This window comes from Nonomuraea polychroma, from assembly GCF_004011505.1.
GTDB classification, from domain to species: domain Bacteria; phylum Actinomycetota; class Actinomycetes; order Streptosporangiales; family Streptosporangiaceae; genus Nonomuraea; species Nonomuraea polychroma.
Genome location: NZ_SAUN01000001.1, coordinates 7,284,824 through 7,301,647, shown reverse-complemented (window position 1 = coordinate 7,301,647; position 16,824 = coordinate 7,284,824). Strand labels below are relative to the sequence as shown.

14 protein-coding genes are annotated in these 16,824 nt (G+C 71.8%); 9 read left to right on the top strand and 5 right to left on the bottom strand.

Going from position 1 to position 16,824, the window contains the following annotated elements; genetic code table 11:
- The first annotated feature begins 4 nt into the window (after positions 1 to 4).
- The 5 genes from EDD27_RS33240 (at position 5) to EDD27_RS33220 (ending at position 7,387) form a co-directional block, all read left to right on the top strand.
- A complete protein-coding gene (locus EDD27_RS33240; protein ID WP_206641774.1) occupies positions 5 to 979 on the top strand; it encodes a glycoside hydrolase family protein in 975 nt (324 codons plus the stop codon).
- Between the two features lie 153 nt (positions 980 to 1,132).
- Positions 1,133 to 2,872 (top strand): ATP-binding protein, encoded by a 1,740-nt coding sequence (locus EDD27_RS33235; protein ID WP_127935903.1) that lies wholly within the window; start codon positions 1,133 to 1,135, stop codon positions 2,870 to 2,872.
- 14 nt (positions 2,873 to 2,886) lie between these two features.
- The gene (locus EDD27_RS33230) at positions 2,887 to 4,026 is read left to right on the top strand and encodes an exonuclease SbcCD subunit D (RefSeq protein WP_127935902.1); all 1,140 of its coding nucleotides are present in this window, start codon (positions 2,887 to 2,889) and stop codon (positions 4,024 to 4,026) included.
- Positions 4,026 to 6,443, top strand: a complete 2,418-nt coding sequence (locus EDD27_RS33225) for an AAA family ATPase (protein ID WP_127935901.1) — start codon at positions 4,026 to 4,028, stop codon at positions 6,441 to 6,443. The genes EDD27_RS33230 and EDD27_RS33225 overlap by 1 nt, the downstream gene beginning before the upstream one ends.
- Complete coding sequence (locus EDD27_RS33220) at positions 6,440 to 7,387, top strand: hypothetical protein (RefSeq protein WP_127935900.1); 948 nt, start codon at positions 6,440 to 6,442, stop codon at positions 7,385 to 7,387. The genes EDD27_RS33225 and EDD27_RS33220 overlap by 4 nt, the downstream gene beginning before the upstream one ends.
- Here EDD27_RS33220 and EDD27_RS33215 read toward each other — a convergent pair.
- The 5 genes from EDD27_RS33215 to EDD27_RS33195 all read right to left on the bottom strand — a co-directional run bounded on the left by EDD27_RS33215 (position 7,384) and on the right by EDD27_RS33195 (position 13,057).
- Positions 7,384 to 7,815 carry a VOC family protein gene (locus tag EDD27_RS33215; protein WP_127935899.1) on the bottom strand — a complete coding sequence of 144 codons (432 nt, stop codon included), beginning with the start codon at positions 7,813 to 7,815 and terminating at the stop codon, positions 7,384 to 7,386. The genes EDD27_RS33220 and EDD27_RS33215 overlap by 4 nt on opposite strands.
- Positions 7,816 to 7,860: 45 nt before the next feature.
- A complete protein-coding gene (locus tag EDD27_RS55900) occupies positions 7,861 to 9,381 on the bottom strand; it encodes a serine/threonine-protein kinase (RefSeq protein WP_206641773.1) in 1,521 nt (506 codons plus the stop codon).
- Positions 9,378 to 11,063, bottom strand: coding sequence for a serine/threonine protein kinase (locus EDD27_RS57985; RefSeq protein ID WP_206641772.1), 1,686 nt, complete (start codon positions 11,061 to 11,063; stop codon positions 9,378 to 9,380). The genes EDD27_RS55900 and EDD27_RS57985 overlap by 4 nt, the downstream gene beginning before the upstream one ends.
- A 141-nt stretch (positions 11,064 to 11,204) precedes the next feature.
- Positions 11,205 to 12,404 (bottom strand): sensor histidine kinase, encoded by a 1,200-nt coding sequence (locus tag EDD27_RS33200; RefSeq protein WP_127935898.1) that lies wholly within the window; start codon positions 12,402 to 12,404, stop codon positions 11,205 to 11,207.
- Complete coding sequence (locus tag EDD27_RS33195) at positions 12,401 to 13,057, bottom strand: response regulator transcription factor (protein WP_127935897.1); 657 nt, start codon at positions 13,055 to 13,057, stop codon at positions 12,401 to 12,403. Before EDD27_RS33195 ends, EDD27_RS33200 begins: the two co-directional genes overlap by 4 nt.
- 188 nt (positions 13,058 to 13,245) lie before the next feature.
- Here EDD27_RS33195 and EDD27_RS33190 point away from each other — a divergent pair, with 188 nt between their 5' ends.
- The 4 genes from EDD27_RS33190 to EDD27_RS33175 are packed head-to-tail and all read left to right on the top strand — an operon-like array spanning position 13,246 to position 16,815.
- Positions 13,246 to 13,761 carry a hypothetical protein gene (locus tag EDD27_RS33190; RefSeq protein WP_127935896.1) on the top strand — a complete coding sequence of 172 codons (516 nt, stop codon included), beginning with the start codon at positions 13,246 to 13,248 and terminating at the stop codon, positions 13,759 to 13,761.
- A 5-nt stretch (positions 13,762 to 13,766) separates the two neighbouring features.
- Positions 13,767 to 14,894, top strand: a complete 1,128-nt coding sequence (locus tag EDD27_RS33185) for an efflux RND transporter periplasmic adaptor subunit (RefSeq protein ID WP_241564387.1) — start codon at positions 13,767 to 13,769, stop codon at positions 14,892 to 14,894.
- Positions 14,891 to 15,595: an ABC transporter ATP-binding protein gene (locus tag EDD27_RS33180; protein ID WP_421916177.1), complete on the top strand. Its 705-nt coding sequence runs from the start codon at positions 14,891 to 14,893 to the stop codon at positions 15,593 to 15,595. The genes EDD27_RS33185 and EDD27_RS33180 overlap by 4 nt, the downstream gene beginning before the upstream one ends.
- Complete coding sequence (locus EDD27_RS33175; RefSeq protein ID WP_241564386.1) at positions 15,595 to 16,815, top strand: ABC transporter permease; 1,221 nt, start codon at positions 15,595 to 15,597, stop codon at positions 16,813 to 16,815. The genes EDD27_RS33180 and EDD27_RS33175 overlap by 1 nt, the downstream gene beginning before the upstream one ends.
- Positions 16,816 to 16,824 lie beyond the last annotated feature (9 nt).

The window sequence follows — 16,824 nt, the reverse complement described above, 5'->3', positions numbered from 1 at the left end:
AATTGTGGTTAACCGTGTTTACGCTCCGCTCGCCGCGTTCGACCCGCTGGCGGGTGAGGTGGTGCTCGCGCCCGAGAAGGATGAGGAGGGTTTCTGGGCGGGCGCCGCCGGCGTGTTGCACGATGGCGAGCGGTTCTGGCTGACCTACCGTCGGCGGCGGCCCCGAGGCGCCGCGTCGGAACGCGGCTGGCAGTGCGCGGTCGCGGTCAGCGACGACGGCGTCGACTTCACCGACGTGTGGTCCGTTCACAAGGACGAGCTGGGCACGCCGTCGATGGAACGGTTCTGCCTGATGCCGGCCGACGGCGGCGGATTCCGGCTCTACCTGTCTTATGTGGACCCGGCCGACAATCGATGGCGCATCGACGCGCTGACCGCCGAGCACCCTTCCGCGTTCGACGTCACGCGGGCCCGGCCCGTGCTGACCGCGGCCTCCACCGGCACCGAGGGCGTCAAGGACCCGTACGTCATGCGTGCCGGTCCTGTCACGTACCTGTTCGCCAGCTACGCCGAGCCGCTGGCGAACCCCGACCCGCTCGCACACGCCACGGCGCACTCCACTGGGGACATCTACAACGTCGGCGCGACCACGCACCCCACCGGCCTGGCCACCAGCCTCGACGGCGAGTCGTTCACCTGGCGGGGGAGCGTCCTGCCGGTCGGCACCGGCTGGGACCGTTACCAGGCCAGGCTGAACAGCGTGGTGCCGATCCCCGGCGGGGGATACGTGGGCTTCTACGACGGCGCGGCCTCGCACGCGGAGAACTATGAGGAGCGCTGCGGCGTCGCCGTCTCCGCCGACCTGTTCGGCTGGACGCGGCTGTCGGAGTACGGGCCGTGGGTGACCTCCCCGCACGGCAGCGGATCCGTACGCTACCTGGATGCGCTGATCCTCGACGGGCACTGGTGGCTTTACTACGAGATGACGCGCCAGGACGGGGCACACGAGCTGCGCGTCCTTCGCGTTCGGGCCGAATGAGCCGGACGCATGCCTCGGGCCCCATTACGCTCCCATAGAAGGGAATTGCTGGGGGCGGAGGGATTAGTGACGGTCAACGGGGCGGCGGCGACGGCACCTGTGGCAGAAGTTACGCCGGAGCGCAGGAGCTCGGCAGGAGAGAGCGAGCCTGCGATGCCAACGAGTGCCGAAGCGGGCGCGACCATCGAACACGTGGCGGTCGGCCGGATTCTGGGCACGCAGGCGGCCTCGCCGCTGTCGTTCTGGATCGGGCTGGAGCCGGGCAAGGTCGTCCAGCTCGACGACGTGGTGGTGACCAGGCGTGACGTGCCGGGATACGGGCCGGTGCTGGTCGCGGGCGTGGTCACGACGGTGGAGGCTCGGCACGAAGGCGCGGCGTACGACTCGGACGTCTTCCTGATCGCCGAGGGCGCGCTGCCGGCGGCGGTGATCGAGGTGGCCGAGGTGCGGGTGACCAGGATCGAGCCGGAGGTGTTCGTGCCGCCGCTGCCCGGCGCCCAGGTCTACCTGGCCAGTGCCGGCGACCGCGAGCAGGCGCTCTACTTCGACGTCATGGACCGGCGCATCCCCCTGGGGATGGGCCGCGACGGGCAGCCGCTCTACGTCAACTTCGACTTCCTCGACGGCACCCGCGGCGCGCACGTGTCGATCTCCGGCGTGTCCGGCGTGGCCACCAAGACCTCCTTCGCCACTTTCCTCCTCTATTCGATCTTCAACTCGGGGGTGCTGGACGCGGAGTCGGCCAACACCAAAGCGCTGATCTTCTCCGTCAAGGGCGAGGACCTGCTCTTCCTGGATCATGACAACCTCCGCCTCGACGAGAGCGCGAGGAACGTCTACGCCAGGCTCGGGTTGCCCGCGCGGCCCTTCGACAGCGTCCACGTGTTCGCCCCGCCCCGGCCGAACGACCCCAACGGCGTGCCCCACGTCTCCGCCCGCACCCACGGGGTGAGCGCGTTCTACTGGACGCTGGTCGAGTTCTGCGAGGAGGAGCTGCTGCGGTTCGTCTTCGCCGACGCCGACGACGAGCGGGCCGGATACTCGCTGCTCGTGGGCCAGGTCGCCGCCCGGCTGAAGGCGTGGGCCGAGCCCGTCGGCGACGGCGGCGCGGTCATGGTGCAGGGCACGACCTGCCGGACGTTCGCCGACCTCGTGGAGATGCTCTCCGACCAGCTGCAGGACGAGGGCAGCCGGCTGCAGTGGACCGGCGCGCAGACCCCGCTCGGCACCGTCAACGCGTTCCTGCGCCGGCTGCGCAGCGCGGTCCGCCCGCTGTCCCCGATCGTCCGCGGCGATCTGCCGTTCTTCCGTGCCCACTCGGTCAGCACCTCCGACGCGCAGGTCTCGATCGTGGACCTGCACAACCTGCCGGAGCGGGCGCAGCGGTTCGTGGTCGGCGTGGTGCTGCGCGGCGAGTTCCACCGCAAGGAGTCCTCCGGCACGGCCAGGCCCCTGCTGTTCGTGGTGCTGGACGAGCTCAACAAGTACGCCCCGCGCGAGGGCGACTCGCCGATCAAGGAAATCCTGCTGGACGTGGCCGAGCGCGGCCGCTCGCTCGGCGTCATCCTCATCGGCGCCCAGCAGACCGCTTCGGAGGTGGAGCGGCGCATCGTCTCCAACAGCGCCGTACGCGTCGCAGGACGCCTGGACCCGGCCGAGGCCGCCCGGTCCGAGTACGGCTGGTTGCCCCCGGCCGTCCGCGAACGCGCCACGATCGCCAAGCCGGGCACCATGTTCGTGGCCCAGCCGGAGATCCCGGTCCCGCTGGCCGTGGCCTTCCCCTTCCCGGCGTGGGCGACCAGGCCGTCCGAGGCGGCCGCGCCGGTGACGGCGTCGAGCGGCGATCCGTTCAAGGGCCTGCCCGGCATCGAAGACGACATCCCGCCCTTCTGATCACAGGTGGTTTCGTGAAGTTCCTCCACACCGCGGACTGGCACGTCGGCAAGGTGCTCAAAGGCCGCTCCCGCCTCGACGAGCACCGGGCCGTGCTCCGCGAGCTGGTCGCCGCCGCCCGTACCCATGACGTGGACGCCGTCATCGTGGCCGGCGACCTGTTCGACACCTCCGCGCCCACCCCCGAGGCCCAGTCGCTGGTGCTCAACGCGCTCATGGCGCTGCGCGGCGACGGCAGGGACGTGGTGGTGCTGGCCGGCAACCACGACAACCCGCAGCTGCTGGAGGTCTACCGGCCGGTGCTGGGCAAGCTGGGGCTGCACGTGCTCGGCGCCTTCCGCCGCCCCGACGCGGGCGGCACGCTCGCCTTCACCGCGCGCTCGGGGGAGCCGGTCCGGCTGGCCGTGCTGCCGTTCCTGTCGCACCGGTACGTCGTACGCGCCGCCGAGGTCCTCACCGGCACCGCCGCCGACCACAACCGCGACTACGCCGCCCGCATCGGCGAGCTGATCGGCGCGCTCACGGCCGGCTTCCACGGCGACACCGTCAACCTCGTCACCACCCACGGCACCCTGCCCGGCGGGGCGTTCGGCGGCGGCGAGCGCGAAGCGCAGTCGATCTTCTCCTACTACTTCGAGCCGACCGCCTTCCCGACCGCCACCCAGTACGCCGCGCTCGGCCACCTCCACCGCCGCCAGCAGATCCCCGGGCCCTGTCCGATCTGGTACAGCGGCTCGCCGCTCGCCGTCGACTTCGGCGAAGAAGGCAACACCCCGGGCGCGCTGCTGGTCGAGGTCTCCCCAGGGCGGCCGGCCGTGGTGCGTGAGCTGACGTTCGCCTCGGCCCGCCGGCTGCGCACCGTACGCGGCACGCTGGAGCAGCTGGAGGCCATCGAACCCAGCGACGACTGGCTCAAGGTCATCGTGGAGGAGAAACCCCGCGTGGGCCTCGCCGACGACGTGCGCGAGCTGCTGTCCGGCGCCGTCGACGTCATGCTGGACGAGAAGTTCCGGCCGGTGCCCGCCACCCGGCGGGCGAGCTCCGCCGATCGCAGCCCGCGCGAGTTGTTCCGCGACTACCTCGCCGCCACCGGACGCCACGACGACCAGGTGGCCACCCTGTTCGACCGGCTCTACGACGAGGTGACCGGCTGATGCGTCCCCTGCTGCTGCACCTGGACCACTTCGGCAGCTTCCGCGAGCCGGTGACCGTGGACTTCACCGACACCGAATACTTCGCGCTCGTCGGACCCACCGGGGCCGGCAAGAGCACGATCATCGATGCGATCTGCTTCGCCCTGTACGGCACGGTGCCGCGCTGGGGCAGGGAGGGCGCCGTCGCCCACGCCCTCGCGCCGTCCGTCAGCGCCGGCAAGGTGGCGATGGTGTTCGAGAGCAATGGGCGGCGCTACGGCGTGGTCCGGGCGATGGTGCGCGACGCCAAGGGCGCGGTGCGTACCAAGGAGGCCAGGCTCGACGAGCTCGACCCCGCGGCCCCGCCGGCGTTCGACGCGGTGGTCAAACCCCTCGCCGAGGGCGAGAACGTCACCATCGAGGCCCAGCAGGTGACCGGCCTGGAGTACCGGTTCTTCACCCAGTGCGTGGTGTTGCCGCAGGGCCGTTTCGCCGAGTTCCTGCACGCGGCGCCGCGCGAGCGGCAGGATCTGCTGGTGCAGCTGCTCGACGCCGACGTCTACGAGCGCATCAGGCAGCGTGCCGCCCGCGAGGAGGAGACCGCCAAGCAGGCCGCCTCCTTCGCCCGCGACCAGCTCGCCAAGTTGTCCGGCGCGACGGAGGACGCCGAGCGCGAGCTGGCCGAGCGGCTGGCGGCGCTGCGGCGGCTGGCCGAGACCATCGGCGCCGACCTGGACCTGCTGCGCGCCCGCGAGGCCGACATCCGCCGCGCCGAGCAGGAGCGGGCCGCCGTGGCCGAGCGTCAGTCGGTGCTGGCGCAGCTGCGCATGCCCGCCGCGGTCCCGACCCTGGCCTCGGCCCGCCGCGCCGCCGCCGAGTCCGTCGGCACGCTCACCGCCGAGGTCGCCGCGCTGGAGGCCGACGAGCACGAGGCGTTCGAGGCGTTGGCCGCGCTCGGCGACCGCGGCGCGCCACGGGCGGCGCTGGCCGCCCTCGACCACCGCGACCGGCTGCGGGCCGAGACCGCCCGTGCCCGCGCCGCCGCCGCCTCGGCGGCCGCGTCGCTGGAGGGCCTGGCCGGCGAGCTGGCGACGGCCGAGCAGGTGCTGGCCGCGGCCGAGGACCAGCGCGAACGCCTGCGCGACGCGCACGCCGCCGCCCACCTGGTCGGCCGCCTGGCCGTGGGCGAGCCCTGCCCGGTCTGCCGCCACCCGATCTCCCAGCTGCCCCGCCACGAACCGCCCGCGGACATGCGCACCGCCGACCGCGTCCTCGCCGGCGCCCGTGAGCGAGCCCAGCGCGCCAGAGCCGCCCATGCCAAGGCGGAGGCCTCGGCGTCCATGTCGGCCACGCAGGCGGCCCGGCTGGAGTCCGAGCTCGCCGCGCTCCCCGCGCCCGGTGACCGGGCCGACCTGGAGGCGCGGCTGGCCGCCATCGCCAAGGCGGACGAGCTGGCCACGCAGGCCCGCAGCGCCGTACGCGCCGCCCGCGGCCGGCTGGAGGACGCGCGGGCCGCCGCCGAGCAGGTCGAGAGGCAGGCCGAGACCGCCTGGCGCACGCTGGAGTCCGCCCGCGACCGGCTGCTCGTCTCCGGCACCCAGGACGACCCGCCGCCACCCCTGGTCCGCGAGGACCTGCACCGGGCCTGGACCGAGCTGCTCGGCTGGCGGGACCGGGCCGCCGAGTCCGCCCGCGCCGCTCTGGCCGCGCGTGACGAGGAGCTCGCCCAGGCCGGCGAGCGGCTCGCCGGCGACCGCCGCAGGCTGGCCGAGCGCCTGGCCGAGCACGGCGTCGTGGCCCCGCGGGACGGTTCGCCCGACCAGCTCGGCGCCGCTGTCGCCGGGACCGTGGCCCGCGCGGAGAGCGCGCTCGACCGGCTCAAGGAGGACCGCAAACGCGCCGCCGACCTGGAGAGCCAGGTCTCCATGAAGGAGCACGAGGCCAAGGTCGCCCACGAGCTCGCGCTGCGCCTGCGCGCCAACGCCTTCGAGCGCTGGTTGTGCGCCGAGGCCCTCGCCGTCCTGGTCGCCTCGGCCTCCGAGACGCTGCGCGAGTTGTCCGACGGCCAGTACGAGCTGGCGCTCAGCGACAAGACCGGCGACATCGAGGTCATCGACTACGGCGAGGCCGGGATGCGGCGCAGCGCCCGCACGCTGTCCGGCGGCGAGACCTTCCAGGCCGCGCTCGCGCTGGCCCTGGCCCTGTCCGGGGCCGTCGCCAGGGGACTGGACTCGATCTTCCTCGACGAGGGCTTCGGCACCCTCGACCCGGCCACGCTCGACACCGTCGCCACGACACTCGAACGCCTCGCGGCCGGCCAGGAACGCATGATCGGCGTCGTCACCCACGTTCCCGCGCTGGCCGAGCGGGTGCCGGTACGCTTCGAGGTCAGGCGCGACGCCAAGGGCTCACACGTGCGGAAGGCGGAGGTCGGATGACGGGCTTCACGGTCGACCCGTGGGACCCCGGCTACGCCGCCGCCCTCGCCGTCGAGGCACTCTCCGAGCTGGGCGCGACCAGCGCGGAGCTCGTGCTGGACATCGAGCGGCCGGCCGCCGACTGGAAGCCCGTCACGCCCGGCCCTGACGCCGTGGCCCCCGAGACGCTGCTGGTCGCCGACGGCGTCCGCAGGATCGATGCCCGCGTCTGGGTCCACGATCCCGACTCGCCCATGCCCGTCCCCGGGATCGCCGCCTCGTACGCGGCCGGGATCGTGCGGTGCGGCCCGGACGGCGCCGATCTCGCCGACATCGAGGTCAACCGGGCGCTGATCTCCGCGTCCCCGCACGCGCCCGAGGTCAAGACCTCGCATGCCACCTACCACCCCGGCAAGGCCGCCGACGCCAGTTTCGAGGAGCTGTCGCTGGCGTTGCAGCGGCAGGTCACGCAGCTGGAGGTGGACCTGGCGGTGCGGCACCGGGCACAGAGTGACGACCTGTTGCTGGTCGACGGGCCGTTGCGGGGGCGTACGCATCTGCCGCGCACGGTCGGCTACATCAAGACGCACCACACCGCGTACCTGCCGTCGCCGCAGTCCGCGGTGGTCGCCGCGCTCACGCCCGGGCAGCGTACGCCGGTCTTCCTCATGGGCACGAGCTGGCGGCGGCACGCCTGGTACGTGCGGCTCCCCGTCCAGTCGCCGGCGCCCTGGGCGGGCGTGGCCCGCTGCGAGGCCAGTGCCGAGCTGGAGCCCGCCCAGGTCGTACGCCTGGCCGACGCGGTCACGCTGGCCCTGCCGCCGCTGGCCGGGGTGGATTACAAGGACCCGCGCGCGCCACAGAACCTCGTCCCGATCGGCGGCCTGGAAAAGCTCCTGCGCCACCACCTGGGCGACGCCCGCCTTCTCTACCGCGCGCTGCGCACCGCCGCCGGCGGCTCCTAGACTGCGAACACCTGGGAGTCGTCGGCGAACGCCTTGAACTCCAGGGCGTTGCCGGCCGGGTCGAGCAGGAACATCGTCCACTGCTCGCCGGGCAGCCCCTCGAAACGCAGGTACGGCTCGATGACGAACCGGGTGCCGGCGTCCCGGAACCGGTCCGCCAGTTTGTGAAATTCCGGAATGGTCAGGATCAGCCCGAAGTGCGGGACCGGCACGTCGTGCCCGTCGACCGGGTTGTGCGCCTGCTGGGCGCGGGCGGGCGCCAGGTGGGTGACGAACTGGTGGCCGTGCAGGTTCCAGTCGATCCAGGTGTCGGAGCTGCGGCCCTGAGCGCAGCCGATGAGCTCGCCGTAGAAGTGGCGGGCCGCGTCCAGATCGTCCACGGGCATGGCCAGGTGAAACCGGGGGATCGAGGGGTTCGATGCGGTCATGTCTGATTTACTCCCATCCGTTTTGGCGATAATTACCCCTTCGCTCTACTGCCAGCCCTCCCAGTCGCCGCAGATGGTCACCGCGGTGCTCTTGCGCATGCTCGTGGGGGTGACCACTTCGAAGACCACGCGGTAGGTGCCGGGTCCTTTCCACACGATGGAGGGGAGCAGCGGCTTCGATGACGACGTGCCCTGCTGCCTGCCCTGGTTCTGGCCGTTGACGAGCCATCGATAGGTGTAGGTGCCGGTGGCCGAGACCTTGGCCCAGATGTTCATGTCGTTACGCCAGCAGTCCCCGACTCTGATGCCTTCGTAGGTGAAGGTCACCGACGTCACGCCGCCACTGCCACCGCCGGTGGTGGTGGCTGTCGGCTTCGCGGTGGTGGGTCGCGCGGAGGGCCGGGTCGTGGTGCGAGAGGTGGATGGGGTGGTGGCGCTGGGCTGCGCGGTGGCGGTCTTGGTGGGGCGCGGGCTGCCGGCCGGGCGCAAAGCCCTGGCGGACTCCTTCGCCCCCGTGACCGGGCGGGAGGTGGGGGAGGCGGCTGAGGAGGTCGTGACGATGGCGGTGGTGTCGGCCGGGACGCGGAACACGGGCAGCCAGATCCAGGCTGCGACCAGCGCCCCGGTCACGGCCAGCGCCGTCCCGGCGGCGAGGAAGACGACTCCGGCCCGCCGGCGCGCGGCCGCATGCGTCGGACCGGTCCGCTCGAGCGCGCGCGGGCTCCTGTGACCAGGCCGTGCTCCCGCCTGCGCCGCGCCACCAGTGCCCGGGCCATCGACGGGTGGGGAGCCGTCGGCGAAAGGGGTCGCCGGTGATGGGCCGCCGATGAGGCGGAAGAGCACGTCCTGCATGGCCGGGCGGGCGTGCGGGTCCTTGGCCAGGCAGGCATGCACGATCGACCGCAGTGGCTCGGGCACGCCGTCCAGCCGCGGCTCCTCGTACTGGATCCGCCTGAGCACGGCAGGCAGGGAGTCGTTGCCGAACGGCGGGGCGCCGGTGGCGGCGTACACCATGACGGACGCCCAGGCGAACACGTCGGCGGCCGGTCCGACGGCGGCGCCCGCGAACTGCTCGGGCGCCATGTACGCCGGCGTCCCCACGATGCTGCTGGTCCGCGTCACCGCGTCGTCCATGGCACGGGCGATGCCGAAGTCGATGACCCGTGGCCCGTCGCGGCCGAGCAGGACGTTCGCGGGCTTGAAGTCGCGGTGCACGACACCGGCCCGGTGGATGGCGACGAGCGCGGTGGCGGTGGCGACGGCCAGCCGCTGCAGGTCGGCCCCGGTGTGGCGGCCCGCCTCGCGTAGGGACGGGCCCTCGACGTACTCGGTCACGATGTACGGCCGCCCGCCCAGCGACGCGTCCAGCACCTGCGCGATGCAGAAGGGCTCGACGCGCCGAGCGGCCGCGATCTCCTTGGCGAAGCGCCCGTCCCCGCGAATGCCCTCGCGCAGGACCTTGACCGCGACCCGCGTCCCGTCAGGGGCGGCGGCCAGGTAGACCATTCCCTGGCCGCCCTCGCCGAGCTGCCTGATCACCTTGTAGGGGCCGATGGAGTCCGTCATTCGTAGGACTCCACGTCGCACATGGTGATCGAGACGCTCTTGCTCGTCACGGACGGCGAGGTGACCCGCAGGGTGATCCGGTGAATTCCGGGCTTCAGGTCATAGTGATAGGAGGTCACGAACGCCGTGTACTCACCTTTCGACACCCATGACCTGCTGCGTGAGACGGCCTTGCCGTCCACCTCCCAGACATAGGAGACCCACACCTCGGACCGGGACGATTCCACGTTGGTCTGGAAGTGCACCGGCGGCATGTAGCAGCCCTCGGCGTTGGACTGGCCGGGCCCACCGGACAGCTGGATCTCGAGGATGCTGATCTTGGCGGTCGTGGCCGGCTTCTTGGTGGTCCGTGTGGGGGAGGGCGTCGGCCGTTCCGTCGTGCGGTCGGGGGTGGGGGAGGAAGAAGGTGTGGGTTTGGGGGTCTTCGTGCGGCTGGGCGTTCCCGTGGGGTTGCGTGTGGGCTTGCGCGTGGACTTGCGCGGCGGCGATGTCGTGGTCGCGGGCACCTGGGTGGCCGGGGCGGAGGGCGCCGGCGAGGAGGCCGCGAGCTGCACCGAGCCGGCCTGGACACCCGGCCACGGGGCCAGCCACACGACACCGGCGACCAGCACGGCCACCACGACGCCCGACACCCCGATGGCCACCGGCACACCGCTCCGCCTCCGCCGCCCTCGCCCGCCGCCGGCGGCAACGCCAGGTAAGCCTCCCGCCCCAGGCATCCCCGCTGCCGACGGCCCGGCTCCCGCCCACTGTCCGGGTCCAGGTGGCGGCATCGCTCCAGCGCCTGGCGCGGGCATCGCCATCGGCCCCGGCGCTGCCATCGGGCCCGGCGCCGCCATCGGGCCCGGTTCCGGCATCGGCGGTCCGGCAGGGCCGGGCGTCCGAGCGTGAGGAGGCTCTTGGGCCCCGCCCAGCAGGAACAGCAGCACGTCCTTCATGGTCGGCCGGGCACGCGGGTCCTTGGCCAGGCAGCCGTACACGATCGACCGCAGCGGAGGCGGCAGATCACCCAGCTGCGGCTCGTTGTGCAGGATCCGGTTGATGATCGCCGGCAGCGTGTCCTGGCCGAACGGCGGCGTGCCGGTCGCGGCGTACACCATGACGGCCGCCCACGCGAACACGTCGGCGGCCGGCCCCACCGCCTGCCCCGCCAATTGCTCCGGCGCCATGTACGCCGGCGTCCCCACGATGCCGCTCGAGACCGTGGCGGCGGTGTCCGCAGCCCGGGCGATGCCGAAGTCGATCACCCGCGGCCCACCGGGCCCGAGGAGCACGTTCGCGGGCTTGAAGTCCCGGTGCACGATGCCCGCCTGGTGGATGGCGGTCAGCGCGGTGGCGGTGGCGACGGCGAGCCGCTGCAGGTCGGCCCCGGTGTGCCGGCCGGCCTGTTGCAGCGAGGGCCCCTCGACGTACTCGGTCACGATGTACGGCCGCCGCCCCAGCGACGCGTCCAGCACCTGCGCGATGCAGAACGGCTCCACCCGCCGGGCGGCCTCGAGCTCCTTGGCGAACCGGTCGTCGAACCCCGCGCCGTCCCGCAGCACCTTGACCGCCACCGGCCGGCCGCCGGGAGCCTCCCCCAGATAGACGGTCCCCTGCCCGCCCGCGCCGAGCCGGCCGAGCAGGCGGTAGACCCCTACAACCGCTGGATCGTCCTCCCGCAGCGGTTCGACATGCGCCATGAGAGAAGTGACTCCTGGGACGGGTGCGGTGGACGTTACGTACGATAGCGATCTACTTCCGGAAGCGGCTCATTTCTCGGATTTGTAGTGAAGTCGTATGGAGGCGGTGAGTCCGGACGGCAAACGTCAGGCGTACCCCTCTTAGTGGCGGGCGCGGGGGAGTGAGGCGGTGACGACCAGTCCGCCGCCCTCGCGCGGCCGCGCCCTGACGTCGCCCCCGTGCGCCAGCGCCACCGACCGCACGATCGACAGGCCAAGACCTGCGCTCCGTGCGGTGACCACGCGCTCGGCGCCGTGCCGGTGGAAGGGCTTGAACAGCAGCGGGATGTCGTACGGCGGCACCTCCGGCCCGGTGTTGCTGACCTCCACCTCGACCTTCCCCTCCGACACGGTACGACTGACCACCCGCACCCACCCGGTGCCGTCGTCGACGTTGTACCGGATGCCGTTCTCGACCAGGTTGTGCACCAGCCGTTCGAGCAGCAGCGCGTCCCCGGTGGTCGGCGCCTGCGCGGTCACCTCGTACACGGTGATCTTGGCTTCGGCGGCGTCGCCCTCGGTCTGCCTGACCACGTGCGTCACCACGTCGGCCAGGTCCACAGGCGAGCGGTCCGCGATCTCCTGCTCGGACCGGGCCAGCAGCAGCAATCCGGAGATGAGCCGCTCATGGCGGGCGTTGATCTCCAGCAGGCTCTCGCCCAGCTCCTTGACGTCGGCCGAGGCCGTGCGGCGGTGCATGGCCAGCTCGACCAGCGCCCGGTTCAGCGTCAGTGGCGTCCGCAGCTCGTGCGAGGCGTTCGCCACGAACCGGCGCTGTCCGTCGAAGGAGTGGTCCAGCCGCTCCACCATGGTGTCGAACGTGTCGGCCAGCGTCTTGACCTCGTCCTCCGGCCCTTCGAGTCCGATCCGCTGGTGCAGGCCGCGCTCGGCCATGGGTTCGGCAGCGATCTTGCGGGCCGTGTCGGTGACCCGGTGCAGCGGGGCCAGCACCCGCCCCGCCACCACCCAGCCGAGCCCGACGGCGGCGCCGCCGACCACGATCAGCGCGATCGCGCCCTGCGTGAGGAGCGAGGTGATGGCGGCGCTGCGCAGCTCCAGCTCCTGCTGGCGCAGCCACTCGATCGCGGCCTGGCCCTCCATCAGGACGCCGTCCTTCATGAAGAACAGGTTCTTGACCTTGCCGGGCTCCGACGCGTACCGGCTCTCGAACGTCCGCGTCAGCTGCTGGTTGAACAGTAAATAGGTGACGCCGAGCAAGGTCAGCCCGGCGAGAAAGAAGACGGCGCCGTACACGAGCGTGAGCCGCAGCCGCAACGTGGGCTGGAGGCGCGGGAATCTCATGCGATCCGGTACCCCACTCCTGGCACGGTCTCCACGACCGGCGGGTCGGCGAGCTTGCGGCGGAGCTTGAGAATGGTGAGCCGGACCGCGCCCGTGAACGGGTCGGCGTGCTCGTCCCACGCCTTCTCCAGCAGTTGCTCGGCCGAGACCACGTTGCCGTTCGCCCGCATCAGCTCGGCCAGCACCGCGAACTCCTTCTTCGACAGCGGCACGAACCGCCCGTTCCTGAACACCTCCCTGCGCGCCGGGTCCAGCGTGATCCCGGCCCGGCGCAGCACCGGCGGCACGGCCGGCCGCGAGCGCCGCCCCAGCGCGAGGACGCGGGCGGCCAGCTCGGGGAACGCGAACGGCTTCGACAGGTAGTCGTCGGCCCCGATGGACAGCCCCGTCACCCGGTCGTCGATCTGCGCGGCGGCCGTCAGCATGAGCACCCGCGCGTCGGACTCCGAGGCGACCAGCTCCCTGCACACGTCGTCACCATGCACCCGCGGCAGGTCGCGATCCAGCACGACCACGTCGTAGTCGTTGACCGCGATCCGTTCCAGAGCCGCCTCGCCGTCGTGTGCCAGATCGACCGCGTGGGTCTCCTCGCGCAGCCACTCGGCAATCGCGTCGGCGAGCATCCGCTCGTCCTCAACCACCAGCACCCGCATGGCGTACCTCAGGCCCTCTCATTCGCTTACAGAGCTGAGTGTGGCGTAGGGGGCATTTGGTCAAAATAAGCCGCCGGAAGAAATCAGCACCTCCCCGGAAGAAATCAGCACGGACGGAAACGCTGAGGAAACGGCGGGCCCTATTGCATCTCCCCTCGAACGACGTTGATTCGACGGAGGAGACATCCATGAGAGCACGAGTTCTCGTCGCCCTGGCCGCAGCGACCATGCTGCTGGCCGGCTGCGGCGGCGGCGGCGACGCCGGTTCGGACGTGGCGTCGGTGAGCGGCACCGGAAACCAGGCCGCGGCCAGCGCGAAGCCGAGCGAGGACCCGCACGAGAGGGCGCTCAAGTACGCCCAGTGCATGCGGGAGAACGGCATCGACATGCCGGACCCCGAGCCGGGCAAGGGCGTCATGATGCGGCTCGACAAGAACACGCCCAGGGAGACGATGGAGAAGGCTCAGGAGGCCTGCAAGCAGTACGCCCCGAGCGGCCAGAAGGCGGGCGGGGGCGACCCCAAGCAGGCCGAGGCCCTGCGCAAGGTCGCGCAGTGCATGCGCGACAACGGGGTGGAGAAGTACCCGGACCCCGAGGGCGGCATGATGCGCATCACCGGCGACGTCGGCCAGGACCCCGACTTCAAGTCCGCCCAGGAGAAGTGCCAGAAGGAGATGGCCGAGGCGGGCATGGGAGGCATGTGATGGGGATGACCACCGTTGACGGGAAGGCGGAGCCCGACGCGACGCCCGCCCGCCCGCGCCGCCGTCGCGGGCGGGGCAAGGTGGTCGCCGGACTCCTGATCGTGCTGGCCGCCGCGGGCGGCGGCTTCGTGGCGATCAACAGCGCCGGACTGCTGAAAGGCGCCTCAGGCCCGACCCAGTCGGCCAACGTCCTGCCCCCGGCCACCGCCACGGTCGCCAAGCAGACGCTGAACGACACGATGGACGCCGACGGCGAGCTCGGCTACGGACCGGTCACCACGGCGGTGACCAGGAAGCCTGGCACGATCACCTGGCTGCCCGAGAGCGGCAGGCAGGTCACCCGCGGCAAGTCGCTGTACCGGCTGGACAACGACCCGGTCACGCTCATGTACGGCGACACGCCCGCCTACCGCGACCTCAAGATCGGCGTGGAGGGCAATGACGTGGAGAACCTGGAGCGCAATCTCAGCAAGCTGGGCTATGACGGCTTCACGGTCGACGACGAGTACACCTACGACACGGCCGAGGCCGTCATGGAATGGCAGGAGGACCGGGGCCTCGACGAGACCGGCGTGGTCGAGCTGGGCCGGGTCGTCTTCGCGCCCGGCAAGGTACGCGTGGAGAGCATCGAGTCCGAGGAAGGCCAGCCGGCCCAGCCCGGGCAGAAGGTCCTGACGTACACGGGCACGTCCAAGGTCGTCACCGTCGAACTGGAGGCCGAGGACCAGCGGATGGCCAAGAAGGGCGCCAAGGTCGAAGTCACGCTGCCCGACGGCAAGAGCGTGAAAGGCAAGGTCACCGAGGTCGCCACGGTCATCGTGCCGGGCGAGAGCCAGAACGCCGACCCCGAGACCCGGGTGGAGGCCCTGGTCTCGATCGGCAACGCCAAGGCCGCCAACGGGCTCGACAAGGCATCGGTGGATGTGACGTTCACCGCTTCGCAGCGCAAGAACGTGCTCACCGTGCCGGTCGCGGCGCTCGTGGCGCTGCAGGAGGGCGGGTTCGGCCTGGAGATCATCGAAGGCGGCACATCCCGGTACATCGCCGTGGAGACGGGGTTGTTCGCCGGCGGGCGGGTCGAGGTCGAAGGTGACGGGCTCACCGAAGGCATGACCGTGGGGATGCCGAAGTGACGTACCCCATGATCGCGCTGACGGATGTGTCCAAGTCCTACCCCGGCGGGGTGACGGCGCTGAACTCGGTGACATTGCGCATCGAGCACGGTGAGCTCATCGCCATCGTCGGCCCGTCGGGGTCGGGGAAGTCGACGATGCTCAACGTCATCGGCACCCTCGACCGGCCGACGTCGGGAACCATCCACATCGACGGCTACGACGTCTCGAAACTGTCCGACGGCCAGCTCTCGGCGCTGCGCGCCACCACGATCGGCTTCGTCTTCCAGCACTTCCACCTCGCCGCGAAGGTCCCCGCGCTGGACAATGTGGCCGACGGCCTCATCTACACCGGTATGAGCCGGTCCGAGCGGCGCCGCCGGGCGGCCGCCGCGCTCGAACGGGTCGGTCTCGGGCATCGCATGGACCACGAGCCGCACGAATTGTCCGGCGGCGAGCGGCAGCGCGTGGCCATCGCCAGGGCCGTGGCGGGCGAGCCGCCGCTGGTGCTGGCCGACGAGCCGACCGGGGCCCTGGACTCCGTGTCGGGCACGGGGGTCATGGAGTTGCTGCACGAGCTGAACACGTCCGGCACGACCATCGTGATCATCACGCACGACCGGGAGATCGCCGCCAGCCTGCCGCGGCAGGTGGGGATGCGTGACGGTGAGATCATCTCGGACACCGCAGCGCCGGAAATGGCCGAATCAGGAGTGGCGTGATGACCCTCGTCGAGGTGAAACGGCCCAAACTGGCCCCGGCCGGCATGCGGCTGGGCGACGTGATGCGGGTGGGCGCGATCGGTCTGCGGACGCGCCCGCTGCGGGCGTTCCTGTCCGCGCTCGGCATCGCCATCGGCATCGCGGCCATGGTGGGCGTTGTCGGGCTCTCGTCCTCCTCGGGCGCCGAGCTCGATCGTACGCTCTCCGCCCTCGGCACCAACCTGCTCACGGTCACGTCGGGCACCACGCTCGCGGGCGAGGCGGCGCAGATGCCGAAGGACGCCGAGGCGATGATCGAGCGCATCGGCCCGGTGCAGGCGGCCTCCGCGGTGGCGAAGGTCTCCGAGGCCAAGGTCTACCGGTCCGAGCAGATCCCCGAGGCCCAGACCGGCGGCATCACCACGTACGCCGCCCGCCTCGACCTGCTGGCCACCGTGGGCGCGACGCTGCGCAGCGGGACCTGGCTCAACCAGGCCACCGAACGGTACCCGGCCGCGGTGCTCGGCTCGGCCGCCGCCCAGCGGCTCGGCATCGGCTCGGTCAGCCAGGACACGCAGGTCGTCGTCGGCGGCGAGCGCTTCACCGTGGTCGGCGTGCTGAACCCGGTCGCGCTCGCCACCGACCTGGACAGCGGCGTCATGGTCGGCTGGCCGGTGGCGGAGGAACGGCTGGACTTCGACGGGCACCCGACCACGCTCTACACCCGGTCGGAGGAGGCCAAGCTGGAGGCGGTACGTCAGGTCCTCGCCGGCACCGCCAACCCGGAGGCGCCGAACGAGATCGACGTCTCCCGCCCGTCCGACGCGCTGGCCGCCAAGCAGGCGACCAGCCAGGCGTTCGCCAACCTCCTGCTGGGCGTGGGCGCGGTGGCCCTGCTCGTGGGCGGTGTCGGCGTGGCCAACACCATGGTGATCTCGGTGCTGGAACGCCGCGCGGAGATCGGCCTGCGCCGCTCGCTGGGCGCGACCCGCGGCCAGATCCGCACCCAGTTCCTGGCCGAGTCGCTGCTGCTGTCGGCGATCGGGGGAGCGGGCGGCGTGCTCCTGGGCACCGCCGTCACCATGGGGTACGCGCTCTACAGTGGCTGGCCTTCCGTGGTGCCGGCCTGGGCCACCGTCGGCGGCCTCGCGGCGACGCTGATGATCGGCGCCATGGCCGGCCTCTATCCGGCCATCCGCGCCTCCCGTCTGTCCCCGACGGAGGCGCTGGCCACGCCGTAGCCACGTGCT

Coding starts and splice junctions, on each gene's coding strand:
- EDD27_RS33235 (WP_127935903.1), top strand. CDS start 1,133: ATGCCAACGAGTGCCGAAGCGGGCGCGACCATCGAACACGTGGCGGTC.
- EDD27_RS33225 (WP_127935901.1), top strand. CDS start 4,026: ATGCGTCCCCTGCTGCTGCACCTGGACCACTTCGGCAGCTTCCGCGAG.
- EDD27_RS33220 (WP_127935900.1), top strand. CDS start 6,440: ATGACGGGCTTCACGGTCGACCCGTGGGACCCCGGCTACGCCGCCGCC.
- EDD27_RS33215 (WP_127935899.1), bottom strand. CDS start 7,815: ATGACCGCATCGAACCCCTCGATCCCCCGGTTTCACCTGGCCATGCCC.
- EDD27_RS55900 (WP_206641773.1), bottom strand. CDS start 9,381: ATGACGGACTCCATCGGCCCCTACAAGGTGATCAGGCAGCTCGGCGAG.
- EDD27_RS57985 (WP_206641772.1), bottom strand. CDS start 11,063: ATGGCGCATGTCGAACCGCTGCGGGAGGACGATCCAGCGGTTGTAGGG.
- EDD27_RS33200 (WP_127935898.1), bottom strand. CDS start 12,404: ATGAGATTCCCGCGCCTCCAGCCCACGTTGCGGCTGCGGCTCACGCTC.
- EDD27_RS33195 (WP_127935897.1), bottom strand. CDS start 13,057: ATGCGGGTGCTGGTGGTTGAGGACGAGCGGATGCTCGCCGACGCGATT.
- EDD27_RS33190 (WP_127935896.1), top strand. CDS start 13,246: ATGAGAGCACGAGTTCTCGTCGCCCTGGCCGCAGCGACCATGCTGCTG.
- EDD27_RS33185 (WP_241564387.1), top strand. CDS start 13,767: ATGACCACCGTTGACGGGAAGGCGGAGCCCGACGCGACGCCCGCCCGC.
- EDD27_RS33175 (WP_241564386.1), top strand. CDS start 15,595: ATGACCCTCGTCGAGGTGAAACGGCCCAAACTGGCCCCGGCCGGCATG.